Annotated in this window: 21 protein-coding genes; 2 read left to right on the top strand and 19 right to left on the bottom strand. The window is 62.0% G+C overall.

From position 1 onward, the window contains the following. Positions 1-10: 10 nt before the first annotated feature. Positions 11-814, top strand: a complete 804-nt coding sequence (locus MST27_RS13400; protein ID WP_243606443.1) for a metallophosphoesterase family protein — start codon at positions 11-13, stop codon at positions 812-814. A gap of 3 nt (positions 815-817) precedes the next feature. Here MST27_RS13400 and MST27_RS13395 read toward each other — a convergent pair whose 3' ends face one another. The 9 genes from MST27_RS13395 to MST27_RS13355 all read right to left on the bottom strand — a co-directional run bounded on the left by MST27_RS13395 (position 818) and on the right by MST27_RS13355 (position 9,443). After that, positions 818-3,055, bottom strand: a complete 2,238-nt coding sequence (locus tag MST27_RS13395) for a xanthine dehydrogenase family protein molybdopterin-binding subunit (protein WP_243606442.1) — start codon at positions 3,053-3,055, stop codon at positions 818-820. Continuing rightward, the gene (locus tag MST27_RS13390) at positions 3,052-3,528 is read right to left on the bottom strand and encodes a (2Fe-2S)-binding protein (RefSeq protein WP_243606441.1); all 477 of its coding nucleotides are present in this window, start codon (positions 3,526-3,528) and stop codon (positions 3,052-3,054) included. The genes MST27_RS13395 and MST27_RS13390 overlap by 4 nt, the downstream gene beginning before the upstream one ends. 13 nt (positions 3,529-3,541) lie before the next feature. Continuing rightward, positions 3,542-4,765 (bottom strand): c-type cytochrome, encoded by a 1,224-nt coding sequence (locus MST27_RS13385; protein WP_243606440.1) that lies wholly within the window; start codon positions 4,763-4,765, stop codon positions 3,542-3,544. Positions 4,766-4,885: 120 nt separating this feature from the next. Then, the gene (nhaD, locus tag MST27_RS13380) at positions 4,886-6,142 is read right to left on the bottom strand and encodes a sodium:proton antiporter NhaD (protein WP_243606439.1); all 1,257 of its coding nucleotides are present in this window, start codon (positions 6,140-6,142) and stop codon (positions 4,886-4,888) included. Positions 6,143-6,293: 151 nt separating this feature from the next. Next, on the bottom strand, positions 6,294-6,611 hold the full coding sequence (locus MST27_RS13375) for a hypothetical protein (RefSeq protein ID WP_243606438.1): 318 nt from the start codon (positions 6,609-6,611) through the stop codon (positions 6,294-6,296). 102 nt (positions 6,612-6,713) lie between these two features. Then, a complete protein-coding gene (locus MST27_RS13370) occupies positions 6,714-7,244 on the bottom strand; it encodes a C40 family peptidase (RefSeq protein WP_243606437.1) in 531 nt (176 codons plus the stop codon). A gap of 78 nt (positions 7,245-7,322) precedes the next feature. Further along, positions 7,323-7,961: a C40 family peptidase gene (locus tag MST27_RS13365; protein WP_243606436.1), complete on the bottom strand. Its 639-nt coding sequence runs from the start codon at positions 7,959-7,961 to the stop codon at positions 7,323-7,325. 64 nt (positions 7,962-8,025) lie between these two features. Next, positions 8,026-8,793: an NAD-dependent protein deacylase gene (locus MST27_RS13360; protein ID WP_243606435.1), complete on the bottom strand. Its 768-nt coding sequence runs from the start codon at positions 8,791-8,793 to the stop codon at positions 8,026-8,028. Positions 8,794-8,822: 29 nt separating this feature from the next. Beyond that, the gene (locus tag MST27_RS13355) at positions 8,823-9,443 is read right to left on the bottom strand and encodes a TetR/AcrR family transcriptional regulator (protein WP_243606434.1); all 621 of its coding nucleotides are present in this window, start codon (positions 9,441-9,443) and stop codon (positions 8,823-8,825) included. A 74-nt stretch (positions 9,444-9,517) separates the two neighbouring features. Between MST27_RS13355 and MST27_RS13350 the strand changes: the two genes are divergently transcribed. Further along, on the top strand, positions 9,518-10,651 hold the full coding sequence (locus MST27_RS13350) for an aminotransferase class V-fold PLP-dependent enzyme (RefSeq protein WP_243606433.1): 1,134 nt from the start codon (positions 9,518-9,520) through the stop codon (positions 10,649-10,651). Between the two features lie 221 nt (positions 10,652-10,872). Here the strand turns inward: MST27_RS13350 and MST27_RS13345 are convergent, their stop codons facing one another. From MST27_RS13345 to fabG, 10 genes are all read right to left on the bottom strand, one after another. After that, entirely contained in the window at positions 10,873-12,261 is a 1,389-nt protein-coding gene (locus tag MST27_RS13345) for an amino acid permease (protein ID WP_243606432.1), read from the bottom strand. A 175-nt stretch (positions 12,262-12,436) separates the two neighbouring features. Beyond that, positions 12,437-13,222 carry a TatD family hydrolase gene (locus MST27_RS13340; RefSeq protein ID WP_243606431.1) on the bottom strand — a complete coding sequence of 262 codons (786 nt, stop codon included), beginning with the start codon at positions 13,220-13,222 and terminating at the stop codon, positions 12,437-12,439. Between the two features lie 116 nt (positions 13,223-13,338). Then, positions 13,339-13,695 (bottom strand): PilZ domain-containing protein, encoded by a 357-nt coding sequence (locus MST27_RS13335; protein WP_019342489.1) that lies wholly within the window; start codon positions 13,693-13,695, stop codon positions 13,339-13,341. Positions 13,696-13,726: 31 nt separating this feature from the next. Beyond that, on the bottom strand, positions 13,727-14,716 hold the full coding sequence (locus MST27_RS13330; protein ID WP_243606430.1) for a DNA polymerase III subunit delta': 990 nt from the start codon (positions 14,714-14,716) through the stop codon (positions 13,727-13,729). After that, on the bottom strand, positions 14,709-15,341 hold the full coding sequence (gene tmk, locus MST27_RS13325) for a dTMP kinase (protein ID WP_243606429.1): 633 nt from the start codon (positions 15,339-15,341) through the stop codon (positions 14,709-14,711). Before tmk ends, MST27_RS13330 begins: the two co-directional genes overlap by 8 nt. Continuing rightward, complete coding sequence (gene mltG / locus MST27_RS13320) at positions 15,338-16,408, bottom strand: endolytic transglycosylase MltG (RefSeq protein ID WP_243606428.1); 1,071 nt, start codon at positions 16,406-16,408, stop codon at positions 15,338-15,340. The genes tmk and mltG overlap by 4 nt, the downstream gene beginning before the upstream one ends. Further along, positions 16,405-17,217 carry an aminodeoxychorismate lyase gene (gene pabC / locus MST27_RS13315; RefSeq protein WP_243606427.1) on the bottom strand — a complete coding sequence of 271 codons (813 nt, stop codon included), beginning with the start codon at positions 17,215-17,217 and terminating at the stop codon, positions 16,405-16,407. The genes mltG and pabC overlap by 4 nt, the downstream gene beginning before the upstream one ends. Before the next feature lie 2 nt (positions 17,218-17,219). Further along, entirely contained in the window at positions 17,220-18,464 is a 1,245-nt protein-coding gene (gene fabF / locus MST27_RS13310) for a beta-ketoacyl-ACP synthase II (RefSeq protein WP_243606426.1), read from the bottom strand. Between the two features lie 183 nt (positions 18,465-18,647). Continuing rightward, positions 18,648-18,884 carry an acyl carrier protein gene (acpP, locus tag MST27_RS13305; RefSeq protein WP_003283670.1) on the bottom strand — a complete coding sequence of 79 codons (237 nt, stop codon included), beginning with the start codon at positions 18,882-18,884 and terminating at the stop codon, positions 18,648-18,650. A gap of 191 nt (positions 18,885-19,075) precedes the next feature. Further along, entirely contained in the window at positions 19,076-19,819 is a 744-nt protein-coding gene (fabG, locus tag MST27_RS13300) for a 3-oxoacyl-ACP reductase FabG (RefSeq protein ID WP_243606425.1), read from the bottom strand. Positions 19,820-19,824: the final 5 nt, after the last annotated feature.

The following is a 19,824-nucleotide window of genomic DNA, read 5'->3' as shown; positions in this document are numbered from 1 at the left end:
ACGCCAGCCAATGACGATCATCGTGCAGATATCCGACACCCACTTCGGCACCGAGCAGCCCGCTGTCGTGGAGGCCATGGAACGCCATGTGCGCGAGCACGGCGCGGACCTGCTGGTCTTCTCCGGCGACATCACCCAGCGCGCCCGCGCCAGCCAGTTCGCTGCGGCACAGGCCTTCGTCCAGCGTCTGCACGCACACGGCATTCCCGAGACGCTGGTGATCCCGGGCAATCACGATATTCCGCTGTACAACCTCTTCGCCCGCTTCCTGACGCCCTATCACAACTACCGGCGTCACTTCGGCGACGATCTGGAACCCACGTTCGAAAACGACGAGGCCCTGATCATCGGCCTCAACACCACCCACCCCAGGCGCCACAAGGACGGTCTCGTCACGCAACGGCAGGTCCAGGCGGTGCGGGACAGGCTCAGACGAACCAGCCACGACAAACTGCGTATCGTGGTGGCCCACCAGCCATTCGGCGCGATGGTGCTGAGCGACCTCAGCAACCTGCAGCACGGAGCCGACGCCGCCCTGCACTGCTGGGCCGATGAAGGGCTCGACCTGGTGATGGGTGGGCACATCCATCTGCCTTACGTACTTCCGCTGTCCAAGCAATACACCGCGCTGTCGCGCGAAATCTGGATGGTGCAGGCAGGCACGACCTTGTCTTCACGGGTGCGCGGCACCTCACCTAACTCATTCAATCGGCTGAAGCTACACGCGGGGCCTGACAAACACGCCTGCGTCGAACGCTGGGACCTGCTGGATGACACCTTCGTGCTGGGCTCGCACTTCAACCTGCACTGGTAGACGTCACGCCTCGTCCCGAGCAGCCAGGAGGCGCTGCCGGGTGAACGGCACTTGACGGAGCCTTAGCCCGGTGGCGTCGAATATGGCGTTGCCGATGGCAGCGGGCACCGGCGCGGTGGTAGCCTCGCCAGCGCCAAGCGACGGTTCGTCAGGACGATCGATCAACACGATGTCGACCTGCGGTATCTCGGCAAAAGTGATCAGCGGGTAGGCACCCCACTCCAGGCTGGTCACCCCCTCGCGACCAAACCTGACCTCCTCTTTCAGTGCACGACTGGTCGCCTGGAGAACGTTCCCCTCGATCTGGTTGCGGACGCCGTCGGGATTGATGATCAGCCCGCAATCGTGGCCTACGACCACCCGCAACACCCTCACCCCCCGCTCGCTCACCTCGACATCGGCCACCACGGCCACGTAGGCGTTTTCGTTTTCGTAACGGGCGTAGGCGAGCCCGCGCCCCGTCACGACACCGCTGCGCCAGGGCGTAGCGCGGCTACGACCCGGCTGCCAGTCAGCTTTTTTGGCAGCCGCTTCGAGCACGGCGCGGCCCCGCGGGTCATCGAGATAATCCAGCCGCATCGCCAGCGGGTCGCGCCCCGCAGCATGGGCCAATTCGTCGAAGAAACACTCGTTGGCAAAGCAGTTCGGCACTGCACCCAGGGCTCGCAGCGCCGATGGCCGCAATGGCGTGTCGGTGACGGCCAACCAGTTGATCTCCACGCGACAATGCTCGAAGCGATAATCCACCGGCGCGTTGCGGTCACCGCCCACCGTTCGATCGAAATCCGGCATGCCGTGGATCAGCATGCCGGCCAGCAGCGCCCTATCGCCCGCGTCGGCGCTCGGACGGGTCGAATGGGTCGGCGTCCAGTTGCGAAACGACCAGCCGCGGACGTCACCCGCCGCGCTCAAGGCGCCGCGCAAGCGCATCCGCATGGCCGGTCCCTTCGGGTTCCAGCCGTGCTCATCCTCGCGCGACCACTGGACCCTGACCGGCCGTCCTGCAGCCATCGACATCAGCACCGCATCCCCGGCCACGTCATCCGCACCGTTGTGGCCGTAGCACCCGGACGCTTCTGCATAGATCACACGGACCGATTCTTTGGGGCGCTCGGTCAGCGCAGCGATCGCCTCGCGCAGCTGATGCGGACCCTGGGTGCCCGACCACAGCGTGATCTCTTCCGCCCGTACGTCAGCGACAGCACAGGACGGGCCAATGGAGTCGTGATTCTGATACGGCCATTGGTACTGCGCTTCGAGCACCTTATCGGCCGATTGGAATTGCGGATGCAACTCGCCACGGTCGACGATCCGGCGCGTGCGGGCCGGAAGCGACTCGAGAAAGTCATGCAGCCGCGCCATCTCCGGCAATTTCACATCATGGGTCCAGACGACCTTCAAACGACGCGCCGCCTGGATCGCCTCCCACTCGGTCTCCGCGACCACCCCTAGAAACGCACCACGGCGCACCACACGCACGCCTGCGGGAAGGTCGCTGTCATCTATCGATTCGATCCGTACCGGCAAGGTGCTGGCGCCCGTGATCGGTGGCCGTACGACACGGCCATGCAGCATGCCGGGCAGACGGACATCCTGAACAAAGCTGAACTCGCCGAATACCTTGGCTGGGATATCGACCCGCGGCACCGAAGTCCCGACCAGGCGATAACGTTCCGCCTCCAACAGCGGCGCGCTTGCCTCGACACGCCTGGAAAATGGCTGGCCGCCTATCAGCGCCGCGTAGCTGACCGAGCGCTGCGGCGTGGCCGCGATTCGAACCTGCCCGTCACGCACCTCGACTTCATCGACAGCCACCCCCAGTACCTCGGCGCCTCGCTCGCGTAGCGCCTGGCGCGCGGTGGCTGCTGCCTGCCGCAGTTGCTGTGCGCCGATCTGTATCGTCTTGCTGCCGGACGTCACGCCCTGGTTGGGCGTCAGGCGAGTATCGCCCTGAACCAGCGAAGTGGTGGCGAAGGCGATGCACAACTCCTCGGCCGCTATCTGCCGCAACGCGGTTTCCACGCCTGTGCCCAGCTCTACCTTGCCGCTGTATACCACCACCTGCCCGTCGTCACGCATGACCAGCCAACTATCGACTTCATCACGATCGATCGGTTTGTCGATGTCTCCCAGCCCAAACGCCTCCGCCGCCGTGGCCATAATGGGACGGCCGAAACTGAACCCCACTACCAGCGCAGCGGAGCAGCCTTGCAGAAATCCGCGCCGCGAGAGGCCACTCATGCTTGCCTGCCCTCGCTCATCGCGGCTGCGGCCCGCTGAACTGCGCGAACGATGCGCAGGTGGGTGCCGCAGCCACAGAAGTTGGCCAGGAGCGCCTGCTTGATCTGCGCCTCGCTCGGTTGCGGGTTGCGCGCCAGCAGTGCCTGGGCGGTCATGATCATGCCGGGGATGCAATAGGCGCACTGCGCAGCCTGCTCATCGATGAATGCCTGTTGCAGCGGATGCGGATCTGACGCATTGCCCAAACCCTCTACCGATACCACCTGGCGATCGACAAACGAGGCAGTTGGGAGCAGGCAGGAGCGCACCGGAGCGCCGTCGACCAGCACCGTGCAGGCACCGCACTCACCCAGGCCACATCCGAATTTCGGCCCCTTGAGGCCCAGTTCATTGCGCAACACATAGAGCAACGGTGTCGACGGGTCGACCGTCAGCTTGTGGACCTGGCCGTTCACCTCCAATGCAAGCGTCATGTGAGACCTCCTGCTAGTCACGCAGCGCGGCGACGTCGTCCGCACTGAAGCTATTGTCGTGGCCACCAAAACGCTGGCCGATGTAGGTCGCCAGTGCAGCGATCTGCTCGTCGGTGAGGAGGTCCCGATAGGCCGGCATGAACGCCTCGTCGCTGCGTCCGCCGCGGATCAGACCATCAAGCATGACGCGGATCAGGTTGGTCCCGTTCGGGTCGCGGACGGCTGAGTAGTTTGGAAACGACGTGGGGTATGGGCCGCCTCGCCCCCTGTCGTCTGGGTAGTGGCAGCTTTCGCAAGCGGCAACGAACAACGAATGGATGGGGTCCTCTGGGTTGGCACCGGCCGGCTCGATTTCGTCACGCGCGGGCACCTGCCCGTCCTTTGCTGGGACCTGCATCAGATACCGTGCAATCGCTCGCAAGTCCTGCTCGCTCAGCCAGCTCAGGCTGTCACTCACCACCTCGGCCATCGGCCCACCGGCAACGGCTTCGCCGCGCTGATGCCCGGTCGACAGATAGTTCAGCAGCTTCTGCTCCGACCAGTTGCCGATTCCTCGCGCGCCGCTGGTAATGTTCCAGGCCGTCCAGCCCTGCTGCGTCGCGCCCGCGTAATGCTGCTTGCTGTCCAGGCCCTGAGTCAGGGTTCTGGGTGTATGACACTCGCCGCAGTGCCCAACTGCCTCGCTGAGGTAGGCGCCGCGGTTAATCTCTTCATCCTGATCGGAAACCGGTTCGAAACGGGCCGCGTCGAAGTTCACAAACTTCCAGGCGGCCAGCAGCGCGCGCTGATCGAAGGGAAATACCAACTGATTTTCGGGTGGCTGGTAGGCCACCGACTCGACGTTATCGAGGTAGCTTTTGATAGCCAGAACGTCGTCGCGGCTCATCAGCGTGTAAGCGGTATAAGGGAATGCGGGGTAGAGATGCTCCCCCTGCCGACCGATCCCTTCGTGCATCGCCCGAATGAAATCGTCGTCATCCCAGCGCCCGATCCCAGTATCGGGGTCGGGCGTGATATTGGTCGAATAGAGGGTGCCGTAAGGCGTCTCGAATGGCACTCCCCCGGCAAACGGCGCGCCGCCTTCCCGGGTGTGACAGCTCAAGCAATTGCCCGCACGGGTCAGGTATTCCCCACGGGTCAATGGCGACTCATCATCCGGCGTAGCGGCTAGCGTCGAGCCTGCAGTCATCAGCATCGCACCGGCAAGGCAGGCGCGCCCGCGTCGGCTGAGTACCATCGCTCCTTCCTCTGCCTGCGGCCGGCGCCGGTTTGCGCCAGCCTAAGGAGCTAGACCCGGATAGACTCCGGGAAATTCCACCTGCAAGAGCCAGAACCGTCAACCGGCGTTGAATGCGGCTCAACCGGCCAACACACGCCCCATGAGAAAGACCCCGGCGAAACCGGTATTGAACGCAATGAACAGGTACAGGAAATACTTCAGGTAGCTGCCGAACGTCAGGCCGGGCACCTTGCTCATGGCGACGATTCCCGCCGCCGAGCCGATCACCAGCAACGAACCGCCGACACCGACGGCATAGGTCAGCACCATCCACTCCGCCACGCCCATTTCCAGCCCGGACTTCAGCAGCGCTGCGGTCAGCGGTACGTTGTCGATCGCAGCAGACAGCAAGCCCATCGAGTAGTTGGCCAACACCGCCGGCACCTGGTCGTAGACCCGCACCAATCCATCGAGTACGGCGATTTCCTTGAGCATCCCGACCAGCAGAAGGATGCCGAGGAAGAACAGCAGGGTTTCGAACTCGACTTGCCGGACGTATTCCAGGATCGGATCGGTCTCGATGTCGTCGCTGAAGAAACGGGCCACCAGAAACATGATCGACAACCCGGTCAGGAAGGTCAGCACCGGCGGGATCTGGAAGACGAAGTTGCCCACGATGGTGCACAGAATGGTTGCCAGGAAAATCAGCGCAATGGCGATATCGACTCGGCGCACCTCCGAACGCTTGTTCTCGACGACGACCTGCCCGGTCATGCCGATTGAAAGCATCGCGGCCAGCAGCATGACGGCGAGGAAGGCAGGGATCGCCAGCAATAGCAGTTGAAGGATCTTCACCTTGCCGGCGAGAAAGATCATCAGGGTCGTGACGTCACCCGTGATCAGCGCCACGCCGCCGGAGTTGACGGCGAACACGACCAGAGCCGCGTATTTGATGGTTTTTTCAGCGCTGAGCTTGAGCGACATGATCAGCGTGATGGATACCAGCGTCGCGGTAATGTTGTCCGCCAACGAAGAGAATACGAAGCAGAAGGTTGCGGTAAGAAAGAGCAAGGCGCGCTCGCTGATCCGACCAGGCAGGACCAGGTAGATAAGGTTCTCGATCAGTCCCTTCTTGTTCAGATAGGCGACGAAGGTCATTGCCGCAACCAGGAAGATCCACAGTCCGGCAATCTCTGCGATGTTTTCGTTGAGGCTTTCCAGTACCCCCTCGCGCTCTGCTCCGTCCGGCGAAAAGACGAACAGCAGCATCCACGCGAAGGTACCGAAGAACAGTGTCACCTTGGCTTTGTTTACATGGGTTATTTCTTCCAGAACGACACCGAGCAGAGCGGCCACGGCAAGGCCGATCAGCACGTACTGAAGTACTTCAGGCATAAGGCACCTAATACAAAGGGGGACGGTTTGTGCGCAGGACACGCACCCGAGAAGTTTGGGGTGCCGATCATAGCCGAGGTGCGACATTTCGACACCTGTCCAAAGTCAACCCGCTGAATATTTCCAAATATTCCGACGGGCACCCTCAGGTTCAGTGTCTAGGCGTGAACCCGGCCGGTTTGGTAGCCAACCATTCGACGAAGCTGCGCAGGCGCGGATCGGCCATCAGCGCTTCGCGAGTGTGATAGCCGAGCGCTAATTCCTTCTCAGTGAACAACCGGTGTATCTGATCATGGCAGGCTCGGCAGACCCAAAGCGTTGCGGTGATGCGTTCCTCGCGAGAGAAGCGCTTGCGCACGTAGGTCTTGCCATGAAGCGAGCGCGGGATCAGGTGGTGACGCGTCAGCGGCGCAGCCCGCTGGCACAGCTCGCATGCATTGGGTTGTTCCGGTAGGCGTAGATCAGGCATTCCCCGCCTCCATAATTGGGCGGCAGACGCTCCCGCGTTACAGCTAGAACCCGTGCGGCCGAATCGGCACCGGCCGTAGCGACGGCGCGTTAAGTCAGCGCGTCACGGCGTCCTCGCCAATCGCTCGTTATCAAGGATGCGCTTTGCGCTCAGATAGGCGCGCTGCCAGTAGCGGTCCGACAGATGATCGAGCCTAACCGTACCACCCGAGGACGGGGCATGGACGAACCGCCCTTCGCCAACATAGATGGCAGCATGGCTGACGCGGCGCCCACCCGCCGTGGCGAAGAACAGCAGGTCGCCGGCCTGCAGGGCATCTCGCCGGACACCGACGCCCCGCATGTTGCTCATTTCACCAGTGGTGCGCGGCAGCTCCAGTCCAGCCGCGCCGCGATAGACGTAACCGATCAAGCCGCTGCAGTCGAAGCCACTCGCGGGTGTGTTGCCGCCGTAGCGATAAGGCGTTCCCACCAGACCCAGTGCGGTAAACAGGACGTCTTCCGCCGCGCCCGGCAAAGCCTGCGCTGGCGCCGGTGAGCGCACGGAAGCCTGCTCGACGGGCCTGTTACCAGAACAGGCGCTCAGCAGCAGGGTGATCAGCAAAACGAGAAGGGAGCGGGCCAGAACAGGCATAGCAGAGCAGTCCGAGAAACGAGCCATCACTCTGCCGGTATGTAGTCAAGGATGCAACCAGCCGCGTACCTGCCGCGCTCAGTGGCGAATAGCGACGGTCTTGGTCTCGCCGGAGGCGAGCGCGAGGACACGTTTGGCCTGCATGAAACTGGAACGCCAGTATTGATCGTCCAGGCTGTCGACCCGAACGCCACCGCTGCGCGAGCTGGATGAATGGATGAAGCGATGCTCGCCGATGTAAATGCCAGCATGGCTGACGCGGCCACGCCCGCGGTTATTGAAGAACACGACATCGCCTGGCTGCAGTTCGCTGCGTCTGACCTTCGGCACGTCGAGATTGATCATCTCGCGCGTCGAACGCGGTAGCTCGATGCCGGCCTCCTTGCGAAACACGAAGCCGACGAAGCCGCTGCAATCGAAACCGGTCCTGATCGAGCTGCCCCCGTAGCGGTAAGGCGTCCCTACCAGCTGAAAGCCCCGCTCGAGCACGCTGTCGGCCAATGCCGGCAGTGTGTAACGGGCGTCGTCGGTCAGCGCATCGAGCGCAGCCTTGGACGTGTCTGCAGCGCCCGCCGGCTCTTGCACCGTGAGGGGAGGCAATTCGAAACTGAATTCTTCGAGCGCAACGATCTCTGCGGGACGCTCGGGCTGACTGGCACAGGCCGCCAGCAGCGAGACGAGCAGGATCGGAAGCAAAAGTGCGAGGCGTTGGCGCATGGCACGGGTAGGTTCGAAGCCGAAAGTGGCCGAACTATGCCCGTGACGACGGCGATGAGCAAATTCAATCGGGGAAAATGTGACGGATTAGCTGCGGCAAAACGTCTGAGGCGCCAGCCATGAGATGCACGTCAACTTGTCCGGAAAGCTCACTGACCATCGGGTCGATCTGAGCCGTGAAGCCGCCGGCCTGCTGCACCCGCAAAAGCGGCTCGACGATATAGGCAAAACTCGCCGAGGTGCCAATAGCCAGAACCGCATCGAATCCCCTCGCGACCTGAGCTTGTAGCTGGGCGAGCGCGGCGCTGGGGAGCGGCTCCTCGAACAATACAACCGGCGGCCTGAGCACTCCGGCACAGTATTCGCAACGGGGCGGAAGCGGACCGGTCAACCGGGTGGCCAGCACATCGTCCCGCCGTCGACAATTCATGCAGTACAACGGGGCGAGCGTGCCGTGGATCTCAATCAGCCGATCCGGCGGGCTCCCTGCCGCCAGGTGATAGCCGTCCACGTTCTGCGTCAGTACCCAGCAACCGAGGTGGCGCCGCTGTAGTCTCGCAATGGCCCGATGGCCTGCATTGGGGTGCCCGTTCAGGCAGGCGCGGCCAATCTCGGCGAGGTATTTCCAGCACAGCGCCGGATCATGCTGGAGCATCGGCCCGGACAGCGCCGCCTCTATCGGCAACCCGTCCTCGGTCGTGCCGTTATAAAGCCCACTCACTCCCCGGTAGGTCGGCAAACCGGAGTCGGCCGACAACCCGGCACCCGTGATGATCAATGTGCGTTCGGCCTCCCGTAGCGCGTCGGCGACGCGCCGTATTGCCTGGTGCATGCCGTACTCCCGTCGCGTCGGACCAGCCGTCAGTCTCGCTTACGCTTGTTGCCCATGCGAACGCCGATATCCATGAGGAACTGGAAAAAGCCTTCCTGATCTTCGAGCACGTTGCTCCAGAACGGCGAGTGATAGAGCGCCACTGCCCCATGTACCAGCGCCCAGGCGGCGCAGTAGTGGAAATACGGCGGCACATCCTCGAGCTTACCTTCAGCGATTCGCCCCTTGATCAGCTGGGTCAGGTGTTCGAAATTGGACGCACGGATGCGATGCAGCTCCTCGACCATTTCCGGAACCTGGTTACCCTTGACCACCTTTTCCTCTAGACGGTCGAACAGGCGATAACGCTGGGGGTCACGCATGCGAAATTCGAAATAGGCGCGCGACAGCGCTTCCTTGTCGCGATCGACACTTGGCGAATGCAACAGCTCATTGAGGTCGCGCTCGTAGTCCAGCATCAGGCGCAGGTAGATCTCCGCCTTCGACTTGAAGTGCTTATAAATGGTGCCTTTGCCGATGCCAACCATGTCGGCGATCATCTCGACGGTGACGCTGTCTTCCCCTTGTTCAAGAAACAACTGAAGCGCGGTATCGAGGATTTCCTGTTCGCGGCGACGAAACTCGCGAACCTTGCGGGGTTCATTTTGCATATAGGGGCTGCGGCTGAGGGAGTCGAGGCGAACTATTATGCCCATCCAGTCAGAAAATGCACGAGGCAATAAGAATGAGTTCAGTGCGTGACGAATTTCCTCAAGTCGACGGATTGCGTTACCTGAATCACGCGGCCGTCGCACCTTGGCCTCGCCGGGCGGCAGACGCGGTGACCGCGTTCGCCCGGGAGAACATGACTGTCGGCGCGCGGGACTACCCGACTTGGCTCACTATGGAAAGCCGCTTGCGGGCCAGGCTGGCACGCCTGCTCAACGCCCCAGCGATCAGCGATGTCGCCCTGGTGAAGAACACCTCCGAGGCGTTGTCGTTCGTCGCGTTCGGGCTCGACTGGAACGCCGGCGACCAGATCGTCATCAGCAACGAAGAATTTCCTTCGAACCGTGTGGTGTGGGAAGCGCTTCGCCCACTAGGCGTCGAGGTCGTGCAGGTCAGCCTGGCCGGCAGCGATCCCGAAGCGGCCCTGCTCGACGCTTGCGGACCGCGGACCCGCCTCATGGCGATCAGCGCGGTGCAATACGCCAGTGGCCTGCGCCTGGACCTGCCGCGACTCGGCGATGCCTGCGAGCGACATGGCGTTCTGTTGTGCATCGATGCGATACAGCAACTCGGTGCCCTGCCTTTCGATGTCCAGCAAAGCCGCTGTGCCTTCGCCATGGCCGACGGGCACAAATGGATGCTGGGGCCGGAGGGGCTCGGCGTGTTCTATTGCCGCAGCGACCTGCGGGAGCGACTCAAGCTCCACGAATACGGCTGGCACATGCTCGAGCATGCCGGGGACTACGACCGAACCGAATGGCAGCCTGCGCGCAGCGCGCGACGCTTCGAATGCGGCAGTCCGAACATGCTGGGCGCAGTGGCACTGGAGGCGAGCCTGTCTCTGCTGGAGGACGTTGGCATGGAGAACGTGGCCCACCAACTGGCCGAACGGGTGGATCATCTGCAACGCGAATTGTCCGCGATGCCAGGCCTGCAGGTGCTCAGCCCGGTGGATGCCGCTCGCCGGTCGGGCATCGTGACTTTCAGGGCCAACGGGCAAGACCACACCAGGCTATTCGAACAATTGAAAGCGGAACAGATCGTCTGCGCCCAACGCGGCGGCGGCATTCGCTTTTCGCCTCACTTTTATACATCCAGCGAGGTGCTCGACCAGACCCTGGGTATCCTCAGACGCGCGCTGGACACCTGAGCGATCAAGGTACGAGCAGCTATTCCAAATCCGTTTTAAAAACCCGGTGTTTCGCCCTGCAAAGTCGACGATCCGAGCCAATACTTCAAAGCACTGGCCAGGCAATCCCCCCAATGCCTGGCCAGCTGAGGCAGCGAGAGGAACGCGACCTCATTTTTACTCCTAATGGTCTTGGCCCGACTCCCATGAAGTCGGGTTTTTTTTGCCCTGGGACCTGGCCATCAGTGCCCGCGGAACGACCGTCGAAGACGAAAGCATCCCCAGATAAAGAGTATCCAGAACGGAATCGCGACGATGGATACTCGAAGCCCCGGCATCGCCAGCATGATGGCTGCGATCAGCGCCACGAATGCCAGGCACAGGTAGTTGCTGAACGGATGCCAGAACGCCTTGAAGGTGGGGTCGATACCACGGCCGACCATGGCCCGCCGAAACCTGAGGTGCGCCAGGCTGATCATCGCCCAGTTGATCAGAAGTGCCGCCACGACGAGAGACATGAGCAGCTCCAGGGCGGACTGAGGCAACAGGTAGTTGACCAGCACGCAGAGCATCGTCATCACCGCGGACACCCCGATCGCGAGGACCGGAACACCGCGACGGTTCACCTTCGTCAGCGCTTGCGGGGCATCGCCCTGCTCCGCCAAGCCATAGAGCATCCGGCTGTTGCAGTAGACACCGCTGTTGTACACGGACAGTGCCGCCGTCAGCACCACGAAGTTGAGCACATGGGCCGCGGTATCGCTGCCGATCAGGGAAAAAATCTGTACGAAGGGACTACCGCTGTACGGATCTTCGGCGGAGCCGAGCGTCGCCAGCAGGCTGTCCCAAGGGTAAAGCGCGAGCAGGACCGACAACGCACCGATGTAGAAGATAAGAATGCGATACACCACCTGGTTGATCGCCTTGGGTATTACGGTCTTGGGGTCCGACGCCTCGGCAGCAGTGATGCCGACCAGTTCAAGGCCACCAAAGGAAAACATGATGATGGCGAGTGCCATGACCATCCCGCTGATGCCATTGGGGAAGAAGCCGCCATGCGCCCACAGGTTGCTGACCGAGGCCTGCTCACCCCCTGCCCCGCTCAGCAGCAAATACAGCCCGAGCGCGATCATCCCGACAATCGCCACCACCTTGATAATGGCGAACCAGAACTCGGTTTCGCCAAACGCTCTGACGTTGACGAGGTTGATCGCATTGATCAGCAGGAAAAAGACCGCAGCCGTTGCCCAGGTCGGCACCTCGGGCCACCAGAACTGCACATACTTGCCGACGGCGGTCAGCTCCGCCATGCCAACCAGTACGTACAGCACCCAATAATTCCAACCGGAGAGAAAACCCGCATAGGGCGACCAGTAGGCATGGGCGAAATGGCTGAACGAACCAGCCACCGGCTCCTCGACGATCATCTCGCCCAGCTGCCGCATGATCAGGAAGGCAATCAGGCCACCAATGGCGTAGCCCAATATCATCGAAGGACCGGCGCTGCGGAGGACGCCGGCCGATCCGAGAAACAACCCGGTACCGATGGCACCGCCGAGAGCGATCAGCTGGATGTGCCGATTCTTCAGGCCCCGCTGAAGCGGGCCGGTGTGCAACCTGTCATGGGACATGACGTCACCTCGATACGGTCTGTGACGAAAGGGATCGCAACGTCCCAACGGATGGGAAGCAGCAGCAATCAGAGAAGACGGCGTGGGTCAGGGTCGATGCCGCCAGCGAAGCGGCGCGAATTGTACAGGGCCGGCCATTCGCTGGCCTGTGGCACAACGCTGCATCGAATGCCGGTCAGCCACCGACGCGCGCCAGCGGGAACAGTCGGCGGAAATTTTCGGTCGTTTGCTCGGCCAGCGCGTCGAAATGGACACCCCGCAACTCGGCGAGAAACTCGGCGACTTCTCGAACATACTCGGGCAGGTTCGGCTTGCCCCGGTGCGGTATCGGTGCCAGGTAGGGCGAGTCGGTTTCGACCAGCAGCCGGTCGGCCGGCACCCGGCGCGCAACTTCACGCAGCGCTTCGGCATTGCGGAAGGTGACGATACCCGACAGTGAAATGTAGAAACCGAGATCGAGTGCAGACGACGCCATCTCCCAATCTTCGGTGAAACAATGCAGGACGCCGGCCTGCGGAAGGGCCGCCTCACGCAGCAGGGCCAGCGTATCGGCACGTGCCGCTCGGGTATGGACGATCACGGGCTTGCCACACACCGCGGCCGCCTGCAGATGCAGTCGAAAAGAGGCTTGCTGGAGCGCCGCTGCTTCCGGCTCGTAGTGATAATCCAGTCCCGTCTCACCGATCGCCACCACCCGCGGATCGTCCAGCTCACCCAGCAACCAGTCGAGAGCCGGTTCGGCGCCCGGTTCCAGGTCCAACGGATGCACGCCGATGGAGCAGTCGACATCAGCGTAGCGTTCCGCCAGCGCCTTGACCGCGGTCGCATTGTCGGCGCTCACACCGATACAGAGGAAATGACCGACGCCGCGTTGCCGAGCGGCCGCCAGCGCGGCATCGAGCGAGCCGCCGTGCGCACTAAGATCGAGACGATCCAGATGGCAATGTGAATCGACCAGCATGCGGTTGGTACCCCGGTACGAAAACCGGCGATTGTAGAACAAACCAGCTGGGAGTCGCAGCGCTTCGACGATGGGAATGCGCCGCCGAATGACCGGCGGGCTTCAGGGAGGACGGGTTACATCGTATGGGTCGGGCGATCCGACTTCATGGCCCCGGCAAGGTAGGTCTCGATCTTGTTGCGAGCCGTTGAGTCACCCTCATTGAACTGCACGCCCACACCCGCGGCACGGTTGCCCTGGGCACCCTTCGGCGTGATCCATACCACCTTGCCGGCGACCGGGATCTTTTCCGGCTCGTCCATCAGGCTGAGCAGCATGAACACCTCGTCGCCAAGCTTGTAGCTCTTGTTGGTCGGGATAAACAGCCCGCCGTGCTTGATGAACGGCATGAAGGCCGCATAGAGCACCGATTTGTCCTTGATCGTCAGCGACAGGATGCCATTACGCGGACCGAGATTTGCTGGCAGGCTCATGCGGTATTCCTAACATCGTTTGCGAGGGATTCTAGCTTGGCCCGGGCAGGCTTGCCCACTGCACCAACAACGCTTCGAGAAGCAAGACACGGTTGAGGTTCGCCTTGCCCAGCACTTTCTGGCGCTGGGCGAGCAGCCAGTCCTGCATCTCGAGCAGCCGCGTCGGCGCGCTTTTCTGCGCCAGGTACTGCACCACCTTCTGCATATCGGCCAGACCGAGCCCCGCTTCATCGCCGGTCATCCGATAGCGCAGGATCAGGTGCGTCCACTCGCAGAACCAGTCGAACAACAGTACCAGAGGCACCGGGTTCCAGGCCTCGGCTAGCTGGCTGGGCGACTGCTGCTGCTTGAGCAGTTTTTTCACGCCGTCGACGATCTGGGCGCGAATCTCCAGCACGCCCTGACCATGCAGCGACAACGCGGCGAGCGGGGAGTTACCAGCCAGTAAGAGGAGCTCCTCACGTTGCTCTGCAGAGAGCTCGGGGAGGCGCTCGGCGAGCCAGGCGACGCTCATGTCAGGGCCCGGCAACGGGCACGCTTGCTGTACACAGCGACTCTTGATAGTCGGCAGCAACCGGCTGGGCTGATGACTGATCAACAGCAACACCGTATTGCCTGCCGGCTCCTCGAGACTTTTCAACAGGGCATTGGCGGCATTCAGGTTCATCGACTCGGCGGGCTCGAGCAGTACCACCTTGCGACCGCCGAGTTGCGCTGTTTGCGAAACGAAGCCGACCAGCTGGCGAACCTGATCGACACGGATGGCCTTGTCGGCCTCTTCCGGCTCGATGAGACAGCAGTCCGGGTGGGTACCAGCCGCAAGCAGCAGGCAGGCCTTGCACTGACCACAGGCGCCCGTCGCTGATGGCTGCTGGCACAGCAGAAACTTCATGAAATGCTCGGCCAAGGCGCGCTTGCCGATGCCGCCAGGCCCATGCAGCAGATATGCATGAGCCTGCTGCGAGCGCCCGGCCAAGCGTTGCCAGAGCGAAGCCTGCCAGGGGAGGATGCCCTCAACCACGGGCGCGCTCCAGCAATTCGGGCAGCAAGGAAAGCAGATCTGCCTGAACGGCCTTCAGAGGTTGCGCGGCATCGATGATCCGATAGCGCTCGGGACAACACCTGGCCCGCTCCAGATAGGCGTGCCGTACGGACTCGAAGAAAGCGGTCCCTTCCTGTTCGAAACGATCGAGGCGACCGCGCGCCGCCGCGCGACTGAGGCCAACCTCGACCGGCAGGTCGAAGATCAACGTCAGGTCCGGACGCAGCTCGCCCTGAACGAAGTCCTCGAGCACCCCGATCCGCTGTGGGGATACGCCACGACCGCCGCCCTGATAGGCATAGGTGGCATCGGTGAATCGATCGCAGATGATCACCGCGCCACGGGCCAGAGCAGGCTCGATGACCTGCGCCAGGTGCTGGGCACGGGCCGCGAACACCAGCAGCAGCTCGGTATCGCTGTCCATGGGTTCGGTAGAAGGCGCCAGCAGCAACTCGCGAATGCGCTCGGCCAACGCGGTACCGCCAGGCTCACGGGTGAGCACAACATCCTCGCCCGCGGCCCGCAAGTGCTCGGCGAGGAAGTCCCGGTTGGTACTCTTGCCGGCCCCTTCAGGGCCTTCCAGCGTCAGGAAAAGTCCGGTCACGGTTGTGTCTCGGCAGGCACCGGCGCCTGGGGCCGGGGGGGTGGGCTGGAGCGATAATCGGCACGCCGCTTGAGCTGGTACTCGCGCACTGCGCGGTTGTGTGCTTCCAGAGAATCGCTGAAGACATGACTGCCGTCGCCGCGGGCGACGAAATAAAGGCTGTTACCGTCGGCCGGGTGCAAGGCGGCATGAATGGCCTCGCGACCGACCATGGCAATGGGGGTCGGCGGCAGGCCGGCATTGGTATAGGTGTTATAAGGCGTAGGCCTGCGCAGGTCGTTGCGGGTGATGCGACCGCGATACTGCTCGCCCATACCATATATGACGGTCGGGTCGGTCTGCAGCAGCATGCCGCGCGCGAGGCGCCGAACGAATACGCCGGCGATTTCACCACGCTCGGCAGGTACACCCGTCTCCTTCTCGATGATCGACGCCATGATCAGCGCCTCGTATTCGTTCTCGTAGGGAAGCCCGTCGCTGCGCTGTTGCCACTCTTCGGCGAGAACCGACTCGAGCCGCGAGAAGGCACGCTGCAGCAATTCCAGGTCTGTCACGCCACGAGTAAAGCTGTATGTGTCCGGGAAGAAACGCCCCTCCGGGTGCACATCGGGGTGGCCTAGTTTCGCCATGACCTCTTGATCGGACAGCGCCGAGATCGTCTGCTCGACCGTTGGAAGCCCTGCGAGCGCGGTACGGAGCTGCCGGAAATTCCAGCCCTCGACGATCGTCAGGCTGTGCTGGACGACCTCGCCTCGTTGCCACAAGCCGATCATATCGGCCACTGGCATCCCCGGCTGCAGGCGATACTCACCGCTATGCAGTGTCTGCCCCGAGAGTTTCAGGCGCCAATACAGACGCAACCAGAACGAGCCGTCCAGTGCCCCCTCCCGCTCGAGGCGTTGCAGCAACCCGCTCGGGGTATCGCCTGGACGGACATCGAGCAGCCTGGTCTCACTGATCCGCAGTGGTTGTTCCAGCGAAGCATGCATCTTCCAGGCTACCAGCCCGGCAGCCAGAGCACAGGCCAGCAGCAACGCCAGCAGCGCCAAAGTCAATTTGCGAATCACGCACTACTCGACAGGTCGGAAATCAGGGCCTGAAGTTTACGTGTGAGCGGGCCATGGGGCCAGCGATGCGCACCCAACTCGGTGACCGGCCAGATGCCGTAAAGGCTGTTGCAGAGAAAAACTTCATCGGCGGAAAGCAGCTGTTCGAGCCACACATCTTCCGCAGCCACTGGAATGCCGGCCTGACCGGCTCGCTCGATCAGCTCGGCACGCATGACCCCGGCGACGCCACACCGCTCAAGCGACGGCGTGATCAACCGCCCCGACTTAGCCAGAAAGACATTGCTGAACACCCCTTCGATAACCCGCCCGCTCATATCTTGCATCAGCCCCTCGGCGTACGAGGCATCCGACCATTCGGAGCGTGCCAAGACCTGCTCCAGACGGTTCAGATGCTTGAGGCCAGCAAGAGCCGGCTGCTCAGCAAGGCGCGTACGGCACGGAAAGAGCGTCACCCCAGCGCGATGCTCTGACGGATAGAGAGGCACAGGTGACCCCAGCAGGATACGCCTGGCCACGGCAGCAGGTGCAGGCGCGTAGCCACGGAGCCCCTCGCCCCGCGTGATGATGAGCTTGGCAACGCCGTCATCCAGCTCACGGCTAAACGCCAGAATCTCTTGCGACACGGCATGCGGTTCGATAACGATGCCAAGCCGCTCGCAACCTGCCTGAAGGCGCGCCAGATGCCGTTCGAACAGGCGTGGCCGCCCGGCAATGACGCGCATGGTCTCGAACAGACCATCGCCGTAGGCAAGCGCGCGATCATGAACGGACACCCCTCCGAGAGGTTGTCCGTCCACCCAACTCAAGCTCACTCGGTGAACCGGCGGAACACCAGCGAGCCGTTGGTGCCACCAAAACCGAACGAGTTCGATACTGCCACCTCGATCTCCCGCGGCTTGGCCTCATGCGGTACGAAATCGAGATCGCAGCCCTCGTCGGGATCGTCAAGGTTGATCGTCGGGGGCGCGATTTGATCGCGAATCGCGAGCACGGTAAAGATCGCTTCAACCGCACCGGCAGCGCCGAGCAGATGGCCGACCATCGATTTCGTCGAGCTGACTGACAATTTGTAGGCGTGCTCACCGAACACGCTTTTTATCGCGGCAGCTTCGGCCTTGTCGCCAGCAGGTGTGGAGGTGCCGTGCGCATTGATATAGCCCACGCACTGCGGATCGATACGGGCGTCCTGCAGCGCATTGCGGATACAACGTGCGGCCCCTGCCCCATCATCGGGTGGCGAAGTCATGTGGAAGGCATCGGCGCTCATGCCGAAACCGATCAGCTCGGCGTAGATATGCGCACCACGCGCCTTCGCATGCTCCAGCTCTTCCAGCACGAGCGCGCCGGCGCCGTCGGACAACACGAAACCATCCCTCGCTTTATCCCACGGACGGCTCGCCCCAGCGGGATCATCATTTCGAGTGGACAGCGCACGTGCCGCCGCGAAGCCACCGATGCCGAGACCGCAAGCCGCCATCTCCGAACCACCTGCGACCATCACGTCCGCCTCGCCATAGGCGATGTTGCGCGCAGCCATGCCAATACAATGCGAACCCGTGGTGCAGGCCGTTGCGATGGCATAGTTCGGACCCTGCAGCCCGAGGTGAATGGACAGGAATCCTGACACCATATTGATAATGGAGCCTGGCACGAAGAAGGGCGAAATACGTCGAGGACCCTGCTCAATCAGGGCCTTGCAGCTGTTCTCGATATTGGTCAGCCCACCGATCCCGGAGCCCATCGCAACGCCAATCCGCTCGCGGTTAGCGTCCGTGATCTCCAAGCCGGAATCGCGCACAGCCTGGAAGCTGGCGGCCAACCCGTACTGAATGAAAAGGTCGAGCTTGCGAGCCTCTTTCGCAGGCAGATACTGCTCGACATCGAAATTCTTGACCGACCCGCCAAAGCGCGTGGAATAGGCGGAAAGGTCCATATGCTCTATCAGGCCGATACCACTGCGACCGGCGAGAATCCCTTGCCAGCTGCTTGGCACATCGTTACCCAGCGGCGAGAGCATCCCCATACCGGTAATTACGACGCGTCTACGCGACACAGTAATTCTCCTTACCCTTACGTTGGACCCACGCCGAAGCTGACGGCGCCAAAGCGCGCAAAGTGAGTCATCGCAGAGGCCGACCGGTTCAACCGGCCCGCCACCTTTCAGTCATTCTCAAACAAAAGCCGCACTACCTTCCGAAGGCAGTGCGGCTTTACTGTTTCGAAGCGGGATTACAACTTACTGCGCGTGCGCGTTGATGTAATCGATAGCTTCCTGAACAGTGGTGATCTTCTCGGCTTGCTCGTCCGGAATCTCGGTCTCGAATTCCTCTTCCAGAGCCATCACCAGCTCAACGGTGTCAAGGGAATCGGCACCCAGGTCTTCGACAAAGGAAGCGCTGTTGGTGACTTCCTCTTCTTTAACGCCAAGTTGCTCGGCAACGATTTTCTTGACGCGTTCTTCGATGGTGCTCATACCTTGTTTTCACTCCTATGGAAAAATCCAGGCAGCTGGTCTGCGCGGTAGTGTATAGAAAGCGTTTTCCGCATTTCAAGCTGAAAGCAGGCAAGCATGAACCTGCTTTCAACCTTCTGTCTATAAACCCACCGCAGTTTTATAACTGAACAAATCTGCCATTTGACTATTTGGATGCGCCAGGCGTCACATCAGCTCATGTACATGCCGCCGTTGACCGGAACGGTAGCGCCCGTCACGTAAGCCGCACCGTCAGATGCCAGAAAGGCCACAACCTTGGCAATTTCCTCGGCCTGACCAAGCCGCCCGAGCGGGATCTGGCCCAGCAATGCGTCACGCTGTGCCTCCGGCAGTTCGCGTGTCATATCAGTATCGATGAACCCCGGCGCCACGGAGTTGACCGTGATGCCGCGCGAACCGACCTCCCGTGCCAGAGCACGGCTGAAGCCTTCGAGGCCGGCCTTGGCGGCGGCGTAGTTTACCTGCCCGGCATTGCCCATGGCACCCACGACCGAACCAATGTTGATGATCCTTCCCCAGCGCGCCTTCGTCATGCCGCGCAGCACACCCTTGGTCAGACGGTAGAGACTGCTCAGGTTGGTATTGATGACTTCATGCCACTCGTCATCCTTCATCCGGAGCATCAGATTGTCACGGGTGATACCGGCGTTGTTGACGAGAATGGCGGGTTGCCCGAGATGTTGCTGAATATGTTCCAGCGTACTGGCGACCGATTCGTCGTTGGTCACGTCGAGCACCAGACCGGCTCCCTCGATACCGTTTTCCTTGAGGGTGTCGGCGATCCGCTCCGCCCCGGAGGGTGACGTGGCTGTACCGATGACGATGGCGCCCTGGCGCCCCAACTCGAGCGCGATCGCCTGCCCGATACCGCGGCTTGCGCCCGTTACCAGCGCAACCTTGCCTTGCAGATTCATATGGT

Source organism: Stutzerimonas marianensis (genome assembly GCF_022810315.1).
Taxonomy (GTDB): domain Bacteria; phylum Pseudomonadota; class Gammaproteobacteria; order Pseudomonadales; family Pseudomonadaceae; genus Stutzerimonas; species Stutzerimonas marianensis.
This window is presented reverse-complemented; position numbering and strand designations above follow the sequence as displayed.